General features: G+C 68.1%; 18 protein-coding genes and 3 rRNA genes. 10 read left to right on the forward strand and 11 right to left on the reverse strand.

Features of this window, described 5'->3' with window-relative positions:
* Positions 1-69 precede the first annotated feature (69 nt).
* The 3 genes from SKED_RS18165 (at position 70) to SKED_RS18175 (ending at position 2409) form a co-directional block, all read left to right on the forward strand.
* Positions 70-795, forward strand: coding sequence for a DedA family protein (locus SKED_RS18165; protein ID WP_012868649.1), 726 nt, complete (start codon positions 70-72; stop codon positions 793-795).
* Positions 792-1772 carry a hypothetical protein gene (locus SKED_RS18170; RefSeq protein WP_012868650.1) on the forward strand — a complete coding sequence of 327 codons (981 nt, stop codon included), beginning with the start codon at positions 792-794 and terminating at the stop codon, positions 1770-1772. The genes SKED_RS18165 and SKED_RS18170 overlap by 4 nt, the downstream gene beginning before the upstream one ends.
* Before the next feature lie 82 nt (positions 1773-1854).
* Positions 1855-2409, forward strand: a complete 555-nt coding sequence (locus tag SKED_RS18175; RefSeq protein ID WP_012868651.1) for a HEAT repeat domain-containing protein — start codon at positions 1855-1857, stop codon at positions 2407-2409.
* Positions 2410-2502: 93 nt separating this feature from the next.
* Here the strand turns inward: SKED_RS18175 and SKED_RS18180 are convergent, their stop codons facing one another.
* A complete protein-coding gene (locus SKED_RS18180) occupies positions 2503-3102 on the reverse strand; it encodes a TetR/AcrR family transcriptional regulator (RefSeq protein WP_012868652.1) in 600 nt (199 codons plus the stop codon).
* 110 nt (positions 3103-3212) lie between these two features.
* On the opposite strand from SKED_RS18180, the gene SKED_RS18185 reads away from it, so the two are divergent.
* Both SKED_RS18185 and SKED_RS18190 read left to right on the forward strand, forming a co-directional pair.
* Positions 3213-4286: an alkene reductase gene (locus SKED_RS18185; protein WP_012868653.1), complete on the forward strand. Its 1074-nt coding sequence runs from the start codon at positions 3213-3215 to the stop codon at positions 4284-4286.
* 86 nt (positions 4287-4372) lie between these two features.
* Complete coding sequence (locus SKED_RS18190; protein ID WP_012868654.1) at positions 4373-5092, forward strand: SDR family oxidoreductase; 720 nt, start codon at positions 4373-4375, stop codon at positions 5090-5092.
* A 67-nt stretch (positions 5093-5159) separates the two neighbouring features.
* On the opposite strand, the gene SKED_RS18195 is transcribed toward SKED_RS18190, so the two are convergent.
* Positions 5160-5735 (reverse strand): TetR/AcrR family transcriptional regulator, encoded by a 576-nt coding sequence (locus tag SKED_RS18195; RefSeq protein ID WP_042439773.1) that lies wholly within the window; start codon positions 5733-5735, stop codon positions 5160-5162.
* Positions 5736-5785: 50 nt separating this feature from the next.
* Here SKED_RS18195 and SKED_RS18200 point away from each other — a divergent pair, with 50 nt between their 5' ends.
* Both SKED_RS18200 and SKED_RS18205 read left to right on the forward strand, forming a co-directional pair.
* Positions 5786-6661 carry an SDR family NAD(P)-dependent oxidoreductase gene (locus tag SKED_RS18200; protein ID WP_042438181.1) on the forward strand — a complete coding sequence of 292 codons (876 nt, stop codon included), beginning with the start codon at positions 5786-5788 and terminating at the stop codon, positions 6659-6661.
* Between the two features lie 76 nt (positions 6662-6737).
* Positions 6738-7463, forward strand: a complete 726-nt coding sequence (locus SKED_RS18205) for an SDR family oxidoreductase (RefSeq protein WP_012868657.1) — start codon at positions 6738-6740, stop codon at positions 7461-7463.
* Between the two features lie 99 nt (positions 7464-7562).
* Here SKED_RS18205 and SKED_RS18210 read toward each other — a convergent pair whose 3' ends face one another.
* The 4 genes from SKED_RS18210 to SKED_RS18225 all read right to left on the reverse strand — a co-directional run bounded on the left by SKED_RS18210 (position 7563) and on the right by SKED_RS18225 (position 11340).
* On the reverse strand, positions 7563-8363 hold the full coding sequence (locus tag SKED_RS18210; RefSeq protein ID WP_012868658.1) for a hypothetical protein: 801 nt from the start codon (positions 8361-8363) through the stop codon (positions 7563-7565).
* 116 nt (positions 8364-8479) lie between these two features.
* Positions 8480-9337 (reverse strand): alpha/beta fold hydrolase, encoded by an 858-nt coding sequence (locus SKED_RS18215; protein ID WP_012868659.1) that lies wholly within the window; start codon positions 9335-9337, stop codon positions 8480-8482.
* A gap of 123 nt (positions 9338-9460) precedes the next feature.
* Positions 9461-10456: an NADP-dependent oxidoreductase gene (locus SKED_RS18220; RefSeq protein WP_012868660.1), complete on the reverse strand. Its 996-nt coding sequence runs from the start codon at positions 10454-10456 to the stop codon at positions 9461-9463.
* A complete protein-coding gene (locus SKED_RS18225) occupies positions 10453-11340 on the reverse strand; it encodes an alpha/beta fold hydrolase (RefSeq protein ID WP_012868661.1) in 888 nt (295 codons plus the stop codon). Before SKED_RS18225 ends, SKED_RS18220 begins: the two co-directional genes overlap by 4 nt.
* An 86-nt stretch (positions 11341-11426) precedes the next feature.
* Here SKED_RS18225 and SKED_RS18230 point away from each other — a divergent pair, with 86 nt between their 5' ends.
* From SKED_RS18230 to SKED_RS18240, 3 genes are all read left to right on the forward strand, one after another.
* Positions 11427-12065: a TetR/AcrR family transcriptional regulator gene (locus tag SKED_RS18230; RefSeq protein WP_012868662.1), complete on the forward strand. Its 639-nt coding sequence runs from the start codon at positions 11427-11429 to the stop codon at positions 12063-12065.
* A 217-nt stretch (positions 12066-12282) separates the two neighbouring features.
* Positions 12283-12573 (forward strand): ATP synthase F1 subunit epsilon, encoded by a 291-nt coding sequence (gene atpC, locus SKED_RS18235; RefSeq protein ID WP_012868663.1) that lies wholly within the window; start codon positions 12283-12285, stop codon positions 12571-12573.
* 151 nt (positions 12574-12724) lie between these two features.
* Complete coding sequence (locus SKED_RS18240; RefSeq protein WP_052293939.1) at positions 12725-13078, forward strand: TraR/DksA family transcriptional regulator; 354 nt, start codon at positions 12725-12727, stop codon at positions 13076-13078.
* A gap of 13 nt (positions 13079-13091) precedes the next feature.
* Here SKED_RS18240 and SKED_RS18245 read toward each other — a convergent pair whose 3' ends face one another.
* From SKED_RS18245 to SKED_RS18265, 5 genes are all read right to left on the reverse strand, one after another.
* Positions 13092-13913 (reverse strand): alpha/beta fold hydrolase, encoded by an 822-nt coding sequence (locus SKED_RS18245; protein WP_217167919.1) that lies wholly within the window; start codon positions 13911-13913, stop codon positions 13092-13094.
* A gap of 294 nt (positions 13914-14207) precedes the next feature.
* Positions 14208-14324 (reverse strand): 5S ribosomal RNA (rrf, locus tag SKED_RS18250).
* Positions 14325-14402: 78 nt separating this feature from the next.
* Positions 14403-17514 (reverse strand): 23S ribosomal RNA (locus SKED_RS18255).
* A 455-nt stretch (positions 17515-17969) separates the two neighbouring features.
* Positions 17970-19493: ribosomal RNA gene (locus SKED_RS18260) — 16S ribosomal RNA — on the reverse strand.
* The 16S, 23S and 5S rRNA genes sit together here, the layout of an rRNA operon.
* A gap of 708 nt (positions 19494-20201) precedes the next feature.
* A complete protein-coding gene (locus tag SKED_RS18265; RefSeq protein ID WP_012868666.1) occupies positions 20202-21557 on the reverse strand; it encodes a cellulase-like family protein in 1356 nt (451 codons plus the stop codon).
* Positions 21558-21560 lie beyond the last annotated feature (3 nt).

The raw sequence follows: 21560 nt of genomic DNA on the forward strand, positions 1-21560 counted from the left end.
GGACGCGCCCCACCACCGTGCCCGCGCGCCGCGACGGCGACGCACCGGCGACCCGCAGGAGAGGCACCGATGACCACCGCAGCACCGACCGACCACGGCTTCACCGGCCTCACCGGGTGGGCCGCGGACCTGCTGCTGTCCGTGGGGGACGTCGGGATCGGCCTGCTGGTCCTGGTCGAGGTGGTGGTCCCGCCGATCCCGAGCGAGGCGATCCTGCCGTTCGCCGGGTACCTCACGCAGACCGGGTCGCTGAGCCTCGTCGGGCTGATCGTGTGGAGCACGGTCGGCGCGTGGCTCGGCGGGCTCGTGTACTACGCCGCGGGCAGGGCCCTCGGGATGGAGCGCGCCGTCCGGATGGTCGCCGCGACGCGCCTGATCACCCGCGAGGACCTCGACCGTGGCGTCACGTGGTTCGAGCGGCACGGCCGTCCGTCCGTGCTCTTCGGCCGCATGATCCCCGGTGTGCGGTCCGTGATCTCGATCCCTGCGGGAGCCGCGCGGATGGGTGTCGTCACCTTCAGCGTCCTCACGCTGGTCGGCAGCGGGCTGTGGAACGGGATGCTCATCGGCGTGGGCGCGGCCCTCGGGACCGAGCACGAGCGTCTCGAGCAGTACCTGGGCCACCTCGACCTCGTCGTCTACGGCGCGCTCGGCGTCGCGGTCGCCGTGCTCGTCGGCCGGCGGGTCCACGAGGCCCGCGCCGCGCGGTCTGCGACCAGGTCGTCGCAGGCCTCACCCCCTCCCCCCTCCTCCCCCTCCACCTCGTCCACCCCCTCGAGAGGAACGTCGTCATGAGCATGGTCTCCAAGCTGGCCCGCATGGCCCAGAAGAAGCTCGCCCAGCAGGGGTCCGGGTCCAGCACCTCGGGCTCGGGGCAGACCGACTGGAAGGCGCTGGTCCGCACCGCGTCCGACGCGATCACCGGTGACGGCAAGAACGGTCGGCCCGGTCAGGGCGGCACCGGCGCGACCGGCGGCTACGGCGGCCAGCGCGGCCCCAGCAGTGGGGGCGGACAGCGCGGCTCCGACAGCCAGCGCGGCTACGACGTACAGGGTGGCTACGACCGCCGGGGCGGGCACGCCCCGACGTCTGCGGGTCCCGCGCGCCCGGGCTCGCACGACGCGCCGCAGCAGACCCGTCGCGCCCCGAGCGGCAGCCAGACGGACCGTGCGGCCGTCGCGCGGTACGACTACCTGCTGCAGACCGCCGACCCGCACCAGGTGGAGCAGGTGCACCGCGAGGCCTTCGAGCGCCTCACGCCGGCGCAGCGGTCGCTGGTCGAGGCCCGGATGCAGGAGGAGCTGCCGCAGGGCGAGCGTCCGCGCTCGTCGTCGCCGGACGACCTCGCGCGGGCCGCGGCCCGCACCGAGGCTCGCGAGCCTGGCCTGCTCAAGGGGCTGCTGGCACGGGTCGGGACCCGTGACCCTCGGGGCGGGGGCTCGTCGGGCGGGCTCGGCCGGGGTGCGGCTGTCGGCGGCGCCGCGGCTGCCGGGCTCGCGGCCGGCGGGCTGCTCACGGTGGTCGCCGGTGGTGCGGTGCTCAGCTCCGTCGCCGGTCCGCTGCTCGAGCAGGCCGTGGGGGCGGGCGTCGACTTCGAGGCGATCGCCGGTGGCGTCGACCTCGAGGGCATCGCGTCCGGGTTCGACATCACCGGTGGCGTCGACGAGCTCGCGAACGGCGCAGGCGAGGCCGTCTCGGGCTTCGGCGAGCAGATCAAGGACCTCGGCTCCGGCTTCGGCATCCCGGGGCTCGACGACCTCCTCGGTCGCTGACAGAGGCGTCACCCAGACGTGTCGACTCTCACCAGGGACGCCACGGGTCGTCATGGCACCGCCCGCTAGAGTGGGCGGTGCCATGGACAACAGACTCAGCCCGAACCCCGCCATCCCCCTCGACCTCCCGACGGGTGAGCGCATCGCCGCCGCCGTCGCGCACTACGGCGAGCAGACGGTCGCGCTCAACGCCCTCGCGCTCCTGCGCGGCGAGAACGCGGGCAAGGACTTCCTGCTCTACGCCGGGGGGCGCCACGGGCTCGGCATCCTCGACGGCGCGCCGACGCTGTACTGGCCTGCGCTCTGGGGCGCACGCACGCTGCTGTACGTCTGGGACGACTCGGCGGCGTCGGACGTCGTCGCCGCCCTGGGCGACCAGGCCTGGCGCGTGCGCGAGATGTGCGCACGGGTGGTCCTCGAGCGTGACGTCCCGGCCGTGCAGGAGCTGGTCGCCCTGACGTCCGACAAGAACGCGCGCGTCCGCGCCGCAGCGCTGCGTGCACTCGCGGCCCAGGGCACCGCGGAGCACCAGGCGGTCATCGCGCGTCGCTTCAGCGACCCCGACAAGTCGGTGCGCCCGGTCGCCCAGCAGGCTCGCGACACCCTCGCCGCCCGGCTGAGCGCCACCTCCGAGTAGGACCTGCCGGGCCCGCTCCGAGCAGAGACGACCCAGCCCGGCCCGCTGCGGGCAGAGCCGGCCAGGCCCGCGAAGTCGCTCCCGCGCCCTGACTCAGGGCAGCAGCAGCCGCACCTGCTGCGCGACGCCGGCGAGGATCTCGTCGACCGTGCGGTCTGCGGTGAGCGTGGGCGCCATCGCGAGGAACATGATCCCGGAGACGACGGCCGCACGGGCGCTGGCGTCGTCGTCCGACGTCCTGTCGTCACGGCCCAGCACCGCGGCGACCGCGGCCTCGGTGCGGGCGTTGAGCTCGAGCGCCTCGCGGTGGTGCGGCTCCTCGGGGTCGCCGAACACCATCTCGCGCAGGTAGGTCCGGCCGTTGTCGACCTGCTTGCGGTTGCACTCGACGACGGGCCGGAGGATCGCCAGGACCGCGTCGAGCGGGTCGTCGAGGCCTGCGGCGGCCTCGGTCCCGCGGACGAGGGCGTCCGTGTAGGTGGAGTTCTGCACGAGGAGCAGCAGCTCCCCCTTGTTCTTGGCGTAGAGGAACAGCGTGCCGGTGCCGATGTCGGCGGCGTCCGCGATCTCCTGGGTGGTGACCTCGTCGACCCCGCGCTCGGCGAAGAGGCGGCTCGCGGCCTCGGTGATGCGCCGGAGCTTCTCCTGCTTGTTGCGCTCGCGCCGACCGGGCTGCTGCGGCTCGGATGACATGAGGAGTCCTTCGGGAATAGATGTTGATTGCGCTCAGTTATGAGCGTAGTCGCTACAGGCTCTGCTCGGAAGCGACCGCCATCATCCCACGACCTCACGAAGGACCCCCCATGGCCTCCTCTCTCTGGCAGCCCTTCACGCTCGGACGCGTCGAGCTCCCGCACCGCCTCGCCCTCGCACCCATGACCCGCAACCGCGCCGAGGCTGACGGGACCCCGGGGCCCCTCGTGGCCACCTACTACGGCCAGCGCGCGTCGCTCGGGCTCGTCATCACCGAGGGCACGCAGCCCTCCGCCGACGGCCAGGGGTACCTCGGCACGCCGGGCATCTACACCCCCGAGCACGTCGAGGGCTGGCGCGCCGTCGCCGACGCCGTGCACGCCGAGGGCGGGGCGCTCTACGTCCAGCTCATGCACGCCGGGCGCATCTCACACCCGGACAACACCCCGCACCACCGCCAGCCCGTCGCCCCCTCCGCCATCTCCGCGGAGCAGGAGATGTTCACGCCGACAGGCCCGCAGACCACCCCGACCCCACGCGCCCTCGAGACCGAGGAGATCGCGACCGTGATCGACGAGTTCCGCCACGCGGCCGCCTCGGCGATCGCGGCCGGCGCCGACGGCGTCGAGATCCACGCCGCCAACGGGTACCTGCTGCACCAGTTCCTCTCCCCGAACGCGAACCACCGCACCGACCCCTACGGCGGCTCGGTCGAGAACCGCTCGCGGTTCGTCGTCGAGGTGGCACGCGCCGTCGCCGACGAGATCGGCGCCGACCGCGTCGGCATCCGGATCTCCCCGTCGATGCCCCTCGGCGGCCTGGACGAAGGCCCCCGCGAGGACGTGCACGCCCAGTACCTGCACCTCGTCGGCGAGCTCGCGCCGCTGGGCCTCGCCTACCTCCACGTGCACCACGTCGGCGACGACGAGCTGCTGCGCTCCTTCCGCGACGCCTGGCCGACCGCCGTCGTCGTGGTCCGCTACGGACGCACCCGCGAGCAGATCGCCGACGACATCGACGCCGGCCTCGCGGACATCGCCCCTCTCGGCCGCTGGGCCCTGGCCAACCCCGACGTGGTCGACCGCCTGCGGACCGACGCGGCGTTCAACGAGCCGGACCCCTCGACCTTCTACAGCGGCGGCGAGTCGGGCTACACCGACTACCCGACGCTCGCGCAGGCCTGAGCAGACCGCCTCTCCGACCCCACCCGAACACCTCGTCCGGCCGCACAGCACAGCGCGCCGGGCCCACCCGAAAGAGAGCAACCCTCATGCCCGCACTCCACGGAGCAGTCGTCCTCGTCACCGGCGCGAACGGGGGCATCGGCACGCACCTCGTCCACGACGCCCTGGCCCGCGGCGCCAGCAAGGTCTACGCGACCGCCCGCAACCCGCGCCGGTGGGACGACGAGCGGATCGTGCCGCTGACGCTCGACGTCACCGACGGCGCCTCCATCGCCGCCGCCGTCGAGGCAGCACCCGACGTCACGGTGCTGATCAACAACGCCGGCGCCAACGTCTCGAGCCCCGGCATCCTCACGCACACCGACGAGGAGATCCGGGCGAACGTCGAGACCAACTTCCTCGGCCCGCTGTTCCTCGCCCGCGCCTTCGCGCCGGTCCTCGTGGCGAACGGCTCCTCGACGATCGTCGACATCCACTCGGCCCTCGCCTGGTACGCCGTCGCCGGGATCTACAGCGCCACCAAGGCGGCCCTGTGGTCGGCGACCAACTCGCTGCGCGTCGAGCTCGCCCCGCAGGGCGTCCACGTCGTCGGCGTGCACGTCGGCTACGTCGACACCGCGATGGCCGCCCACGCGACCGACCCCAAGCTCGACCCGGCCGACCTGGTCCGCCAGGTCCTCGACGCCGTCGAGACGGACCAGTACGAGGTCCTCGCCGACCAGACCTCGGTCCAGCTCAAGGCAGCCCTCAGCGCACCGCTCGAGGCGCTGTACCCGGAGCTCGTGAAGACGACCGACGAGGCCTGACACCTCGATGCCGCAGCGGGCGGGAGGCGACAGCCTCTCGCCCGCTGCCGCACCCGGGGACGCCGCCTCAGCCCTCGCGGGTGACGAGCGCGACCAGCGCCTCGACGAGGTCGTCCGGGGTGGTCTGCCACATCTGCGGGTCGAGGTGACCGCTGGCGTGCATGCTCGCGATCCCGTGCACGCTCGTCAGGAGCATCGCGCCGTAGAGGTGCGCCCGCTCGTCGCCGACGACCGTCCCGACAATCCTCAAGAACTCGTCCTGCGCGCGCCCCGCCGCCCGGATGGCGAGCTCCGGGTCCTGGGCCGGCATCGTGAACATCATCCGGTAGACCTCGGGCTCCTCGCGGCTCACCGTCAGCAGCGCCCCCAGGGCTGCCCGCAGCCCGGCGGCGGCCCCACCCGCCTCGGGCTCCCCCAGGCCAGCCAGCTCCTCGGCGATCCGGTCCCAGCTCTCCGCCCCGACCGCCGCCAGGAGACTCTCCTTGTCCGCGAAGTGACGGTAGGCGGCCCCCCGGGACACGTGCGCGCGTGCTCCCACCTCGCGGAGCGTGACGGCCTGCTGACCTCCCTCGGCGAGGAGCTCTCGGGTGGCGTCGAGCAGAGCACGGCGGGTGGCGGCGGCGGATTCCTGACGGCTGACCATGGTGACGATCATACAGTTGACAGCGTCACCTGAAGTGCTACGGTACTGAGATGACAACGTCATCTGAAATTGCAGAGACCATCGTCGTGACCGGCGCCTCGACCGGCATGGGGGCGGCGACCGCCCGAGAGCTGGCTTCTCGCGGCTACCACGTGCTCGCCGGCGTCCGCCGACAGGCCGACGGCCAGGCCCTCGAGTCGGCCCGGATCCGCCCGGTCATCCTCGACATCACCCGCCCGGAGCAGGTCGCCGAGCTGGTACGCACCGTCGAGGCCGACGGCCGGCCGCTCCGCGCGGTGGTCAACAACGCCGGCATCGCGGTCAACGCCCCCGTCGAGGTGCTGCCGATGGCCGAGTGGCGCCGACAGTTCGACGTGAACTTCTTCGGCCACGTCGAGGTCACCCAGGCCCTCCTGCCTGCCCTGCTGCGCAGCAGGGGCCGGGTCGTCATGATGAGCTCCCTCGGCGGTCGGCTCGCCCAGCCCACCTACGGGGCCTACTCGGGGTCGAAGTTCGCCCTCGAGGCCGTCAGCGACGCGCTGCGCCGCGAGCTCGCCCCGCACGGCGTCACCGTCGCGATCGTCGAGCCCGGTGCCGTCCGTACCGAGATGGTCGGCCGCGGAGGTGTCACTGCACGACGCCTCGTCGACGGCATGACCGCCGAGCAGGAGCAGCGGTACGCCGGGCTCATGGACGCGATCCTCGCCCAGTCCGAGACCTTCCTGCGCGGCGGCGTCGAGTCCGCCCAGGCCGCGAAGACCATCGCGGACGCTGCGACCACGAGACGCCCCAGGACGCGCTACACGATCGGTCGCGACGCCGCCCTCCTCACGCGCCTCGCGCGGATCCTGCCGGACCGCGTGCTGGACCGCCTGCTCTCGTCGGCGCTCAGCAAGAATGCGCCGGCCGCGCCGACCGCGCACTGACCGCCCCTCGCCCTTCCCGCACCTCACCCTTCCCGCACCTCGCCGTCCACCGCACCTCTCACGAACGGAAGACCTCATGACCTCCCTGCACAACGCCGTCGTCCTGGTCACCGGAGCGAACGGAGGCATCGGCAGCTCCTTCGTCCGCGCCGCTCTCGCCCGCGGCGCGGCGAGGGTCTACGCGACCGCACGCTCTCCGCGCGCCTGGGACGACGAGCGGGTCGTCCCGCTCACCCTCGACGTCACCGACCCGGCGTCGGTCGCCGCAGCCGTCGAGGCCGCACCCGACGTCACCGTGCTCGTCAACAACGCCGGCGGCCTCCCGCAGACGGCCAGCATCCTCGAGGTCGACGAGGCCGACCTCCGCCAGACCATGGAGATCAACTTCTTCGCGCCGCTGCTCGTCGCGCGCGCCTTCGCGCCGGCCCTGCGCGCCGCCGACGGCGCGGTGCTCGTCGACATGCACTCCGTCGCCAGCTGGCTCGCCTCGGGCGGTCCGTACAGCGCGTCGAAGGCCGCCCTCTGGTCGGCGACGAACTCGTTGCGGGTCGAGCTCGCACCGCACGGGGTGCTCGTCACCGGCGTGCACGTCGGCTACGTCGACACCGCGATGGCAGCGCACGCCGACGGCCCCAAGATGGCACCGGACGACCTCGTGACCGCCGTTCTCGACGGCGTCGAGGCGGGCGCCCACGAGGTGGTCGCCGACGAGCTCAGCGCAGCCGTCAAGGCAGGTCTGTCAGGACCGGTCGAGGCCCTCTACCCCGAGCTGGTCCACGCAGATGACCATGCAGGCGCCTGAGCGGCCGGTGACGGCCCTCCCCGGAGGACGACCTCGGCCCGCGACACGACGAGCAGGGGCTGTGCAGCGTCGCACAGCCCCTGCTCCGGTGACGCACCCCTACCCCTCGGGGTGCGCGAGGACCTTCCCGTCCCGGACGAAGGTCAGCGCGGCCGTCACGTCGTAGGCGTGGACCGCCGAGGCCGCAGCCGAGACCACCTCGGACAGCGGCCCCGAGGCCGCCCCGTCGAAGAACGCCGCGCGGGCGGCGTCGTCGGCGAACCCGAGCATCACGGAGGCGTGCAGGTGCTGGTCGTCCGGGTTGTCGTGGGCGACGTCGGGGGTGTCCCAGAGCTTCTCGCTCCACGGGAGGAAGGTCTGCGTCCGCAGCTCCTTCAGGTCCGCTGCCGCGACGAGCGCTGGGACGACCCGCTTCTTCACGGCCTTGTGGAACTCGACCGAGCCGACCCCCTCCCGTCGGCGCAGGTAGAGGACTGCGCGGGAGCCGACCGGCTCGCCCGGTGCCGCGACGTCGTACCAGCGCGAGCTGTTCGGCGGCCCGGCGTAGAGCAGGGTCCGCCGGAACACGTTGACCTCGTCCGCGAAGGCGAGCGCCGTCTGCTTGCGCCCGGCGAGCGGGGAGAGCGCCGACTCGAAGGTCACCTCGGCGATCCCGTCGACCGCCCGGTCGGCGGGGATCGCGGTCTCGACGCCGTCCGTCTCGGGCCACATCCCGGGGTTGTCCTCGGCGAGGTGGACCTGGCGGTACTCGGTGAGCCCCGGGGTCGCGGCGATGATGCCGGAGTGCGGGCCCCTCCAGTAGTCCATGCCGGTCTGGCGGGGCTGGTCGGTGCGGACCCACAGCAGGACCGAAGAGCTGAAGTGCTTCGACAGGGTCGGTACGGCGGCGGAGCTGGTCATGGTGGTGCCCTTCGTCTCGGTGCGGCCTTCGTCGGGTGGTGGAACGTCAGGGGAGGTCGGGTGGTACGTCGAGGACCCGGTCTCGGAGTCGAGACCGGGCCTGGACCTCGGGCCGGTCAGGGCGCGAGGAACCTCACCGCGACGGGGGCGAACGTCTCGTGGAACTGGAAGATGCCGCCGTGACCGGAGTCCGGGTAGATGATCAGCTCGGACCCCGCGATCCGGCGGTGCAGGTCCTCGGAGAGCACCGAGGGGACCATGCGGTCGTTGTCGCCGTTGGCGATGAGCGTGGGCTGCGTGATGACCGACAGGTCCGACGGGGCCGAGAGGCCGAACTTCTTGATCGCGCTGAGCTGGGTCTGGAACGCCTTGGTCGAGATCTTCGCGTCTCGGTCGACGGTGCGCTCTCCGAGGCGCTGCACGAACGCCTTCGCAGCACGCTTGCCCGTCGCGTTGCGGTTGAAGAAGAGGAACTCCTTGGGGTCGGAGCGGGTCAGCGTGGCGCGCAGGACGTCGTAGTACGTGGTGCGCACGACCTTGTCCATGTCCTTGCCGCCCCGGGGGCCGGTGCCCGTGAGCACGAGTCGGCGCACGAGCTCGGGGTGCTTGACCACCAGGTCCTGCGCGATCATGCCGCCCATCGAGAACGAGAAGATGTCGATCGTCTCGTGCCCCAGGGCCCTGATGAAGGTGTAGGCGTCGTCCGCCGCCTCCTCGATCGTCTTCGGGACGCTCCCCGTGGACGCCCCGACCCCACGCTGGTCGAAGGCGATGACATGGCGGCCCTGCGCGATCGGGTCCACGATGCGCGGGTCCCAGTTGTCGAGCGTCGCGGCGAGGTGGACGAAGAAGACGACGGGGATGCCGCCCTTCGGCCCGAGCTCGCGGTAGGCGTAGGTCACGCCGCCCGCGGTGACGGTGCGGGCCGGTGCCTGCGCGTACGAGGTGATGACGGGTTCGTCGTGGGTGCTCATGATCAGGTCTCCTGCGGGGTGCGGTGGTCCGGGCTGTGCGTGGGTGCGCCCCGCCGCTGCGGCGGGGTGCGGTCGAGCGTGCGCGGAGGGCACCGCGTCGCTCCGGTGGGCAGACGAGCCCGGTCAGGGGACCGTGACGACAGCCTTGCCCCGGATGCCGCCCTTCGCCAGTGCGGCGAGCGCCTGAGGTGTCTCGTCGAAGGTCGAGACCTTGCCGACCACCGGACGGAGGACACCGGAGTCGACGAGGGCAGCGATCTGACGGAGCTGCTCGCCGCTCGCGCTCATGAAGAGGAACTCGTAGGTGACGCCGAGGTCCTTGGCCTGCTTGCGGACCTTGCGGCTGAGCGCCGTGATGGCCAGGCGGAGCACGGGGTTGAGCCCAGCCTCACGTGAGAACGTCGGGTCCGGAGGGCCGGAGATCCCGATCGCCTTCCCGCCAGGACGGAGGATGCGCAGCGACTTCTCGAGGTTCTCGCCGCCGAGGCTGTCGAGCACCAGGTCGTAGCCGGTCAGCTGGGCCTCGAAGTCCTGCGAGCGGTAGTCGATGACGACGTCGGCGCCGAGCTCCCGCACGAAGTCTGCGTTCGCAGCGCTGGCCGTGGTCGCGACCGTCGCGCCGAGGTGCTTGGCCAGCTGGATCGCGATGGAGCCGACACCACCGGCGCCGGCGTGGATCAGCACCTTCTGGCCGGGGCGGACCTTCCCCTTCACGACGAGGGCCTGCCAGGCGGTGAGCGCGACGAGGGGCAGCGACCCGGCCTCCTCGACCGTGGTCGAGGTGGGCGCGAGGGCGAGGTCCTGCTCGGCGACGGCGACGCGCTCCGCGAAGGTGCCGATCTGGTCCTTGCCGGGGCGCGCGTAGACCTCGTCACCCACCGCGAACCCGCGAACCAGGGAGCCGACGCGGAGGACGGTCCCGGCGACGTCGTGCCCGAGGGTGAGCGGGAGCTTGTACGGGAGGATCTGCTTGAACTCTCCCTCGCGGATCTTCTCGTCGAGCTGGTTCAGCCCGGCCGCCCGGACCTGGACGAGGACGTCGCGGTCCCCGACGGTGGGCTCGGGGACGTCCGCCTCGTGCAGCGGGCCCTTGTACGACGTGACGACGAACGCTCTCATGATGTCTTCTCCTGGTGGTGGGGCGTGGCGGTGGGGCGACGGAGGTGGTCGAGCATCGTGGCGACCACCTGCCGTCCGTGCTGTGCGACGGCGCCGTGGCCGGCGTCGGGAAGGATGTGCACATCCGTCGAGGGCAACCTGCCGGCGAGCTCGTCTGCGTCGGCCGGGGGCACCAGGACGTCGCTGTCGCCGTGGACGACGAGCACGGTGCCGGTGAGCACCGAGATGTCGTGCGCCGGGAGGGCGCCCCAGCGGCGGACGGCACGGAGCTGCGCGCGCAGGACCGCGAGGGTGACTGCTGCGTCGCGGTCCGTCGTGCGCTCCTCCAGCCGCGAGAGGTAGGCCTTCGCGGCTGCGCGTCCCGTGGGGGTGCGCGTGAAGAAGAGGACCTCCTTCGGGTCCCTGCGCGCGAGCAGCGCCCGCAGGGTGCCGGCGACCATGACCCGGGGCAGCCGCGTGAGGCCGGTGCCGCCCGTGGGGCCGGAGCTCGCCAGGACGACCCGGTCGACGAGATGGGGCGCGCGGGCGACGACGGCCTGGGCGACCATGCCGCCCATCGACTGCCCGAAGAGGTCGACGCGCTCGTGACCGAGTGCGTCGAGGACCGCGACCGCGTCGGCGGCCATCGCATCGATGCTGCTCTGCGCCTGGCCCGTCGACCCTCCGACGCCGCGGTAGCCGATGGCGATGACGTGCCGCTCCTCGGCGAGCCCGTCCATGACGCGTGGGTCCCAGTCGTCCAGGTTCGCACCGAGGTGCGTCAGCGCGACGAGGGGGACGCCGGTCTGTGGCCCCAGCTCGCGGTAGACGAAGCGTGCCCCTGCTGCCGAGACGGTCGACGTCGAGACGTCGGCCCACCTCTGTGCTGTTCGCTGCTCTCGCACGTCGCCCTCCTGGGCTCTTCTGCTGGTCGAATGTTCCGAGTAGACTCAATACTGAGCGCACTCAGAACATCTGTCAAGGGAGGACCATGGACGACGACCAGGTCGCGGTCGGCCGGAGGGCTCGGGCCAAGCAGGACAAGCACCAGCGCATCCTCGAGGCGGCCCGCGGCCTCTTCGCCGAGCTCGGTGTCAGCACCGTCACCACCCAGCAGGTCGCCGACCGTGCCGACGTCGCCATCGGCACGCTGTTCCGCTACGCCTCGACCAAGGCCGAGCTGCTGATCATGGTGCAGAACGAGAAGTTCGCCGCCGCCATCCAGGAGGGGCTCGCCGCCGGCGAGCGGGCCGGACCGCAGGGAGCCGTGGACGACGTGCTCACGCTCCTCCGCCCCGTGGTGGCGTGCGTGCGTGAGCACGTCGAGAACGGACGGACCTACCTGCACGAGCTCGTCGTCGGCGACCCCGAGGAGCCCTACCGGCAGGCCGGGCTCGAGCTGTCGGCCAGGCTCGAGGCCGGGGTCGCCGCGACGCTCGTCCGGGCCAGGGACGTCACGCCAGGGGACGCAGGCACGCTGGCGCGTGTGGTGTCAGCCGTGCTCCACCTCTCGCTGACCGCGACCCTCACGGACGGCACGAGCCTCGACGACGTGCTCGCCGACATCCGCGCACAGCTCAGGGCGGTCCTCGACCCGCTGGCCCCGGCCGTGGGACGTCGGGCAGTGTGACGTCGGGCAATGTGACGTCGGGCAATGCGACGTCCGTCTGCGCGACGCCACGCGGGTCACCCGTACACCACGACGCACACCGTGTTCGAGTCGAAGGGCTCATCTCGGCACCCGATCGGCTTGGCACTGTGGGGGTGCGCTCCCCGCCGCGGCCGCCCTCCTCCAGGGACGGCCCACCCCTCGCACCCGGGAGCCAGGACGAGAGAGAGCTCCCCTGATGTCGTCGCAGCCTGCCACCACCCGCGCCCTGACCGTCACCGTGGTGACCCCCGAGGGCGAGCTGTGGTCCGGCGACGCCGCAGCCGTCACCGTCCCCGGCACCGGCGGCTCGATCGGGATCCGGCCGGGAAGGCTGCCGCTGGCCACCGAGCTCGCCTCGGGGCAGGTGATGGTCCGCACCCCGTCCGGGGACTCCGTCAGCTGCACCGTGACCGGTGGGTTCGTCGTCGTCGACGAAGACGATGTGACGGTCATCGCCGACAAGGTGGAGAAGGTCGGAGCGCGCTGAGCGCACCTGGCCCGGGCACCGGTGCCGCGTCCGCGGCAGACAGCTCCAGAGGGGTGATCCCGATGCCCCTCTGGGGCGCCTGCAGCCGGGGCACCTGAACCCTGCGCGCGAGGAGATGCGCCCCTGCGGCGTCGAGGCCAGGCTGGTGGTGATGGAACACCACCCGAGCGCGCCGCTCCTCGACGAGCGGCGCAGGGCGCTGCTCGACGAGCTCGCCCGTGTCGACGGCGAGCTCCGCACAGTCCGCGAGGCCAAGACCGACGGGACCGACGACGACGAGCACGACCCTGAGGGGGCGACGATGTCGACGCAGTGGTCGCATGCGACGGGGCTGCGCTCCGCGGTGGTCTTGCAGCTGGAGGAGGTCGACGGTGCGCTCGCCCGGATCGCCGCTGGTACCTACGGCACCTGCACCCGGTGCGGGCGACCTATCAGTGCCGGGCGCCTGGAGGCGCGCCCGTCCGCTCCCCTCTGCATCGACTGCGCCCGGGGGACCACCGGCTGAGGCCTGCGCAGACCTATGCGGGGACGGCCACCGGCAGCACCCCGTGGCGGGCGAGGTGGGTGCGCACCTCGTCGGTCACGTCGTCGGCAAGCTCCTCGAAGAACCCGTGCCGGTAGCCCGGGTAGGTCGTGAGGTCGGCGCCGGTGATGTGCTCTGCGAGACGCTCTGCGTTGACGACGGGGGTCATGAGGTCGTCCTCGCCGTGCAGGACGAGCGTCGGGGCGCTGATCTGCGAGAGCTCGGTCGAGGCGTCGTGCCGGCCGCTGACCCGGAGGTGCGCTCGCGACTCCTCGCGGCTCATCGTCGGGTCGCCGAGGAGGTGGCTCCGCTCGGGGGTGCCGGGCCACAGCGGTGTGTAGAAGAGGTCGTGGAGCACCTGCCGCCCGGTGCCAGGCTCCGCCCGCGCGATCGACAGGCGTGTCTCGACGCTGCGCTCGACGGCGAGGTCGCCGCCCGGCGAGGTGCAGGCCAGCACGAGTGCGGAGACCAGTGCGGGACGCCTGATCGCGAGCTTCTGAGCGATTCGACCGCCCATGGACGTGCCGTAGACCGCCGCCGAGGAGATCCCGAGGTAGTCCAAGACGTCTGCGACGTCGTCGGCGAAGGTCTCGGTGGTCCAGTCCCCGACAGCCCCACGGCTCCCGCCGGTGCCGCGGTAGTCGATGGTCAGCGTGCTCAGGCTGTCCTCGAACCGGTCCCGCAGACCGGTCCACCACCGGTGCGAGTTGGCCTGCCCCTGCAGGAGGACGAGGGTCGGTGCGCCCTTGGGGCCGCCGCGCTGTGCGCGCAGCTCAAAACCGTCGCGTGCGAGGACGGTCATCGTGCTCAGAGTCATGATCCGACGGTAGACCCGGCCGCCACGACGACATGCCGTCCTGGGGGGTTCCGTTCGTCACTCCGAGGGGCCCTCGACACCGGACGAGAGCTCACCAGGTCGCACCAATCAGCACGAGGTCGTACTGACACTCCAGCACGGGCACGCACAGCTCCCGATCTGGCATGTCGGTACGACCTCGGCAGCATGAGTGCGACCTCGGCAGATGTCCGGGGACTCTGAGGGCCACGTCGAGAAGTGTCCGGGTACGACGAAAGCCCACCCCCAGAAGGGGTGGGCTTTCGTTGAATGATTGTCCGGCGGCGACCTACTCTCCCACACAGTCTCCCGTGCAGTACCATCGGCGCAGAGGGGCTTAGCTTCCGGGTTCGGAATGGGACCGGGCGTTTCCCCCTCGCTATGACCGCCGTAACTCTATTGGGTTGTCAACCGGTTCTCGGCCGTTACCCGAGAACCGCACAGTGGACGCGTAGCACACAAAAATTGAGTGTTATCAAGTTATCGGCTTATTAGTACCGGTCAGCTCCGAGAGTCGTTAGTCCTCTCTTCCACGTCCGGCCTATCTACCCAGTGGTCTGCTGGGAGCCTCTCGAGGGTCAAGCCCTCATGGAAACCTCATCTTGAAGCAGGCTTCCCGCTTAGATGCTTTCAGCGGTTATCCCTTCCGAACGTAGCCAACCAGCCGTGCTCCTGGCGGAACAACTGGCACACCAGAGGTTCGTCCGTCCCGGTCCTCTCGTACTAGGGACAGCCCTTCTCAAGTTTCCTGCGCGCGCAGCGGATAGGGACCGAACTGTCTCACGACGTTCTAAACCCAGCTCGCGTACCGCTTTAATGGGCGAACAGCCCAACCCTTGGGACCTACTCCAGCCCCAGGATGCGACGAGCCGACATCGAGGTGCCAAACCATGCCGTCGATATGGACTCTTGGGCAAGATCAGCCTGTTATCCCCGGGGTACCTTTTATCCGTTGAGCGACGGCGCTTCCACAAGCCACCGCCGGATCACTAGTTCCGACTTTCGTCCCTGCTCGACCTGTCAGTCTCACAGTCAAGCTCCCTTGTGCACTTGCACTCGACACCTGATTGCCAACCAGGCTGAGGGAACCTTTGAGCGCCTCCGTTACATTTTAGGAGGCAACCGCCCCAGTTAAACTACCCATCAGGCACTGTCCCTGATCCGGATTACGGACCGAGGTTAGATGTCCAGAGCGACCAGAGTGGTATTTCAACGTTGACTCCACGAACACTGGCGTGCCCGCTTCACAGTCTCCCACCTATCCTACACAAGCCGCACCGAACACCAATACCAAACTATAGTAAAGGTCCCGGGGTCTTTCCGTCCTGCTGCGCGTAACGAGCATCTTTACTCGTAGTGCAATTTCGCCGAGTTCACGGTTGAGACAGCGGAGAAGTCGTTACGCCATTCGTGCAGGTCGGAACTTACCCGACAAGGAATTTCGCTACCTTAGGATGGTTATAGTTACCACCGCCGTTTACTGGGGCTTAAATTCTGAGCTTCGCCTTACGGCTAACCCGTCCTCTTAACCTTCCAGCACCGGGCAGGCGTCAGTCCGTATACATCGTCTTGCGACTTCGCACGGACCTGTGTTTTTAGTAAACAGTCGCTTCTCCCTGGTCTCTGCGGCCCTTGCACGCTCGGCCAGCTAGTGGCTTCACGCTCCGGGCCCCCCTTCTCCCGAAGTTACGGGGGCATTTTGCCGAGTTCCTTAACCATGATTCTCTCGATCGCCTTAGTATTCTCTACCTGATCACCTGAGTCGGTTTAGGGTACGGGCGGCTTGAACCTCGCGTCGAAGCTTTTCTCGGCAGCATAGGATCACCAAATCCCCACCTAGGGTGGGTCCCGTCAGATCTCAGGCTATATGAACAGCGGATTTGCCTACTGTTCGCCCTACGTCCTTAGACCGAGACAACCGTCGCTCGGCTTGGCTACCTTCCTGCGTCACTCCTGTTAATACGCTTACCTACTACCGGTTCGGGTCCCGCGCTCCCCTGAGTCCTCAGCCCCGAAGGGCCTGTAGACCAGGCTTGGGCGGTTAGCATCACCGGGCTCGGTATGGGCGGTTCTTCGCCGGTAGGAGAATATCAACTCCTTGTCCATCGACTACGCCTGTCGGCCTCGCCTTAGGTCCCGACTTACCCAGGGCGGATTAGCCTGGCCCTGGAACCCTTGATCATTCGGCGGACGGGTTTCTCACCCGTCTTTCGCTACTCATGCCTGCATTCTCACTCGTGTAGGCTCCACCACTGGGTTCCCCCGCAGCTTCACTGCCCACACGACGCTCCCCTACCCATCCACACACCTGGACCACGAAGGCCTGGTTATTATGTGAATGCCACAGCTTCGGCGGTGTACTTGAGCCCCGCTACATTGTCGGCGCGGAATCACTTGACCAGTGAGCTATTACGCACTCTTTCAAGGGTGGCTGCTTCTAAGCCAACCTCCTGGTTGTCTGTGCAACTCCACATCCTTTCCCACTTAGCACACGCTTAGGGGCCTTAGCTGGTGGTCTGGGCTGTTTCCCTCTCGACTACGGAGCTTATCCCCCGCAGTCTCACTCCCGCGCTCTCACTTACCGGCATTCGGAGTTTGGCTAACGTCAGTAACCTTGTAGGGCCCATCGGCTATCCAGTAGCTCTACCTCCGGCAAGAAACACGCGAGGCTGCACCTAAATGCATTTCGGGGAGAACCAGCTATCACGAAGTTTGATTGGCCTTTCACCCCTACCCACAGGTCATCCCCCCAGTTTTCAACCTAGGTGGGTTCGGTCCTCCACGCGGTCTTACCCGCGCTTCAACCTGCCCATGGGTAGATCACTTCGCTTCGGGTCTAGACCCAGCGACTCTGACGCCCTATTCGGACTCGCTTTCGCTACGGCTTCCCCACACGGGTTAACCTCGCCACTGAGCACTAACTCGCAGGCTCATTCTTCAAAAGGCACGCTGTCACCCCTGCTAAGGAGGCTCCAACGGATTGTAGGCACACGGTTTCAGGTACTATTTCACTCCCCTCCCGGGGTACTTTTCACCTTTCCCTCACGGTACTTGTCCGCTATCGGTCACTAGGTAGTATTTAGGCTTATGAAGTGGTCTTCACGGATTCACACGGGATTTCTCGGGCCCCGTGCTACTTGGGATCCCCTTCGGGAGGCCACATGATTTCGTCTACGGGGGTCACACCCTCTACGCCGGGCCTTTCAATGCCCTTCGACTATCACATGACTTTCTGACTCCCTGACAAGCCGGCAGACTCATCTGAAAGGTCCCACAACCCCGCCCATGCAACCCCTGCCGGGTATCACACATGAACGGTTTGGCCTCATCCGCTTTCGCTCGCCACTACTCACGGAATATCTCTTCCTGTCGGTACTGAGATGTTTCACTTCCCGACGTTCCCTCCACACACCCTATATATTCAGGTGCAGGTAACACGACATAACTCGTGCTGGGTTTCCCCATTCGGAAATCCTCGGATCACAGTTCGTTTGCCAACTCCCCGAGGCTTATCGCAGGCTACTACGTCCTTCATCGGCTCCTAGTGCCAAGGCATCCACCCTGTGCCCTTAAAAACTTGACAACAATAAAATTGCAGAGAACAAAGATAAATCTTTGATCTTACAAAGATGCTCGCGTCCACTGTGCAGTTCTCAAGCTACGGACGATCCCACCCAACACCACCGCCTACCCCCGAGCAGAGCTCAGAAGCGGTTCAACTGGTTCAGGGTGACCCGTGTCGTGGCAACCAACCCGATCCGCCAAGACCCAGAGGTCTCAGCCGGCTTGGCGCCTGAAGTTCACTTGCGTCAAGACGCCCGTGCCTTCAGGACCCAACAGTGTGCTCATGTCCCCACCCCTCGACCCGCTCTCTTCCAACCAGACGAAGCTGGTGTACTAGCAGCGGACCTCATGACGAGTCCTAGTCAATGTTCCACCCGTGAGCAACCGCCCACACCCTCATTCGGAGTGTGGAAGCGGCCACCTGAACCCTGCCGGGGTAGTCCCCGAGATCAGAGCCAGTGTGTAGCTCCTTAGAAAGGAGGTGATCCAGCCGCACCTTCCGGTACGGCTACCTTGTTACGACTTAGTCCCAATCGCCAATCCCACCTTCGACGGCTCCATCCCACAAGGGGTTAGGCCACCGGCTTCGGGTGTTACCGACTTTCGTGACTTGACGGGCGGTGTGTACAAGGCCCGGGAACGTATTCACCGCAGCGTTGCTGATCTGCGATTACTAGCGACTCCGACTTCATGGGGTCGAGTTGCAGACCCCAATCCGAACTGAGACCGGCTTTTTGGGATTCGCTCCACCTCGCGGTATCGCAGCCCTTTGTACCGGCCATTGTAGCATGCGTGAAGCCCAAGACATAAGGGGCATGATGATTTGACGTCATCCCCACCTTCCTCCGAGTTGACCCCGGCAGTCTCCTATGAGTCCCCACCATGACGTGCTGGCAACATAGGACGAGGGTTGCGCTCGTTGCGGGACTTAACCCAACATCTCACGACACGAGCTGACGACAACCATGCACCACCTGTACACCAGTCCGAAGACGCGACCATCTCTGGCCGATTCCGGTGTATGTCAAGCCTTGGTAAGGTTCTTCGCGTTGCATCGAATTAATCCGCATGCTCCGCCGCTTGTGCGGGCCCCCGTCAATTCCTTTGAGTTTTAGCCTTGCGGCCGTACTCCCCAGGCGGGGCACTTAATGCGTTAGCTGCGGCGCGGAACTCGTGGAATGAGCCCCACACCTAGTGCCCAACGTTTACGGCATGGACTACCAGGGTATCTAATCCTGTTCGCTCCCCATGCTTTCGCTCCTCAGCGTCAGTAGTGGCCCAGTGACCTGCCTTCGCCATCGGTGTTCCTCCTGATATCTGCGCATTCCACCGCTACACCAGGAATTCCAGTCACCCCTACCACACTCTAGTCTGCCCGTACCCGATGCAAGCTCAAGGTTGAGCCTTGAGTTTTCACACCAGACGCGACAAACCGCCTACGAGCTCTTTACGCCCAATAATTCCGGACAACGCTTGCGCCCTACGTATTACCGCGGCTGCTGGCACGTAGTTAGCCGGCGCTTCTTCTGCAGGTACCGTCACTTTCGCTTCTTCCCTACTGAAAGAGGTTTACAACCCGAAGGCCTTCATCCCTCACGCGGCGTCGCTGCATCAGGCTTTCGCCCATTGTGCAATATTCCCCACTGCTGCCTCCCGTAGGAGTCTGGGCCGTGTCTCAGTCCCAGTGTGGCCGGTCGCCCTCTCAGGCCGGCTACCCGTCGACGCCTTGGTGAGCCGTTACCTCACCAACTAGCTGATAGGCCGCGAGTCCATCCTTGACCGAAAAACTTTCCAGACGCCGACCATGCGGTCGCGTCTCGTATCCGGTATTAGCCCCGGTTTCCCGGAGTTATCCCAGAGTCAAGGGCAGGTTACTCACGTGTTACTCACCCGTTCGCCACTGATCAACCAGAGCAAGCTCTAGCGTCACCGTTCGACTTGCATGTGTTAAGCACGCCGCCAGCGTTCGTCCTGAGCCAGGATCAAACTCTCCGTAAATGTTTGCTATCAACCAGCCGAAACCAGTTAACAACCATACGAAGCAAGCCTCCCTGCAAAGAGAGAACTTGATTAATCAAGGCTACAAACCGAAAACTTGCGTTTTCAATTCATACCAAATAAACCTCGTCCAGCATCAGCCCCGACCGAACGATCAGGTACCAACCCAAGACGAGGGGTCTTGGCATTGACTATTAAGCACACTGTTGAGTTCTCAAGGAGCGGACGCGCATCACCCGTTCACTCATTACTGAGCGTCTGGCGTGAGGCAACCGTTCAAACTTACCCGACTCGCAACCCTGCGTCAACCCGCCGTTTCCAGCGCATTAACCCGGTGAAGCGGGCCTGGTGAAGACTACCTGATCTCCGCGGCCTCCCGAACCACTCTTCCGAGCGACTCGAACCGCATCTACCAGCACCAGACTCGAAGTCCCGCACCGGCCGAACCAGGCCCTCCACACTACCAGGCGCAGGCGGACCTGCGAAGCCTTCATGAGGAGGATGCCGAACCCCGGGACCAGCCACTTCGCGGCGGCTCCGAAGAGCTTCGCAGTGGTGTCTGTGTCTCCCGGTCGGGCTGACGTCGAGAACAGTACGTCAGACATCGGCGCTTCTCCAAACCGGTGCCCCGACTCCTCGCTGCGCACCTCACCGCGCCCTCGACGACGCCCGGACGACGGGTCCCGGCACCACCGTGAGACGGCTCGCTCACCCTTCCGCGTGCGCCGCTCCCCCGGTCATGAACAGCTCGTTGCACTCGCGCTGGAGCGTCTCGTCCTCCCACATGGCGTGGTGCGGCGCCGCGTTCGAGCACACGACGGTCCCCCACGCCCCGACGTCGACCGAGAGCTGCACCGCATCCCGGCAGATCTGCGATCCGACCGGTCCCTCCTCGAACCGGCAGTCCTTCGGGGTGTAGCCGACCCACCCCTCTCCGAAGACCAGCGGTACCCCGAGCCGTGCCGCGGTGTCGGCGGCGACGCCCACCCACTCGCCGAGCCGTTGCGCCATCGCGATGCGGTGCGCCCCGTACCGCTCGTAGAGCCACCGGTCCACGGCCTCGGCGTCGCACCAGTCGTGGAGGTAGATCTCCGCGTGCCCCACGATCGAGGCGTGCCGCTTCCACTCCTCGTCGGCGGGTGGCGCCCAGTCCTCGAAGCGCGGCGCGTCCGGGCGCAGCAGGGGCTCCGCGAGGTCCTGCCGGAAGTCGGCAGGGTCGCCCCGCAGCACCAGCTCGGTGACGAGGTCGTCGAGCACCCCGTAGACGTAGGGGTGCACCCCCAGCACCCCGGCGTTCCGGGGCACTCCCCGCATCGCCGTGACCGGCACGGCCGCGTAGTTCGGTCCGCAGAGCACCTCGGGGTGCCGCGCGGCGAAGGCGTCGATGCCCGCCTCGAGCCGGTCGCGCAGCTCGACCACCGGGTCCTCGCGCCCGGGGAGCCCGGCGGTCAGGTGCCCGGCCTGGACCTCGTTGTGGATCTCGACGAAGGCGAGCGTCTCGGCGAGGCCGTGCTCGGCCAAGAGGTCCACCAGGTCGGCCATCGCCTCCCCCAGGACGACGGTGCGCTCCTCGGGAGGCACGGCCTCGAGGGCGTCGTACCAGGCGCGGTCCGCCGCGAAGGACGGGCTCTGCTGGTACTCCCACGACGACGCGACCACCACCACGCCGTGACGGCGGGCCGCCTCGAAGAACCTCAGGAGGTGCGCCCGGCCGTCGACCACCGTCGGCTCACGGACGTCGTACCACCGCACCCTGCCGGCATAGCCCCCGCCGATCGGCCCGAGGTGCAGCGCCGAGGTGTCCAGCCCCGACCGGAACAGCAGGAAGGGCATCGCGCAGATGCGCACGGCGTTGTAGCCCAGCTCGACCGCACGGGCGAAGGCCGCGTCGAGGTCCTCGAAGGGCTCGCCCGGGCCGGTCCGCACGTACCAGGAGAAGTCCCAGAGCGAGATCGCCAGCCGGTCGGGCAGGTGCCCCGGGGTCGCGACGTCTGCCGCACCACGCAGACGCGCACCGCCCCCGGCGCCGTCGGTGCGCCCGGGAGTCCCACCGGTCGTGACCATCGC

This window comes from Sanguibacter keddieii DSM 10542, assembly GCF_000024925.1.
Taxonomy (GTDB): Bacteria; Actinomycetota; Actinomycetes; order Actinomycetales; family Cellulomonadaceae; genus Sanguibacter; species Sanguibacter keddieii.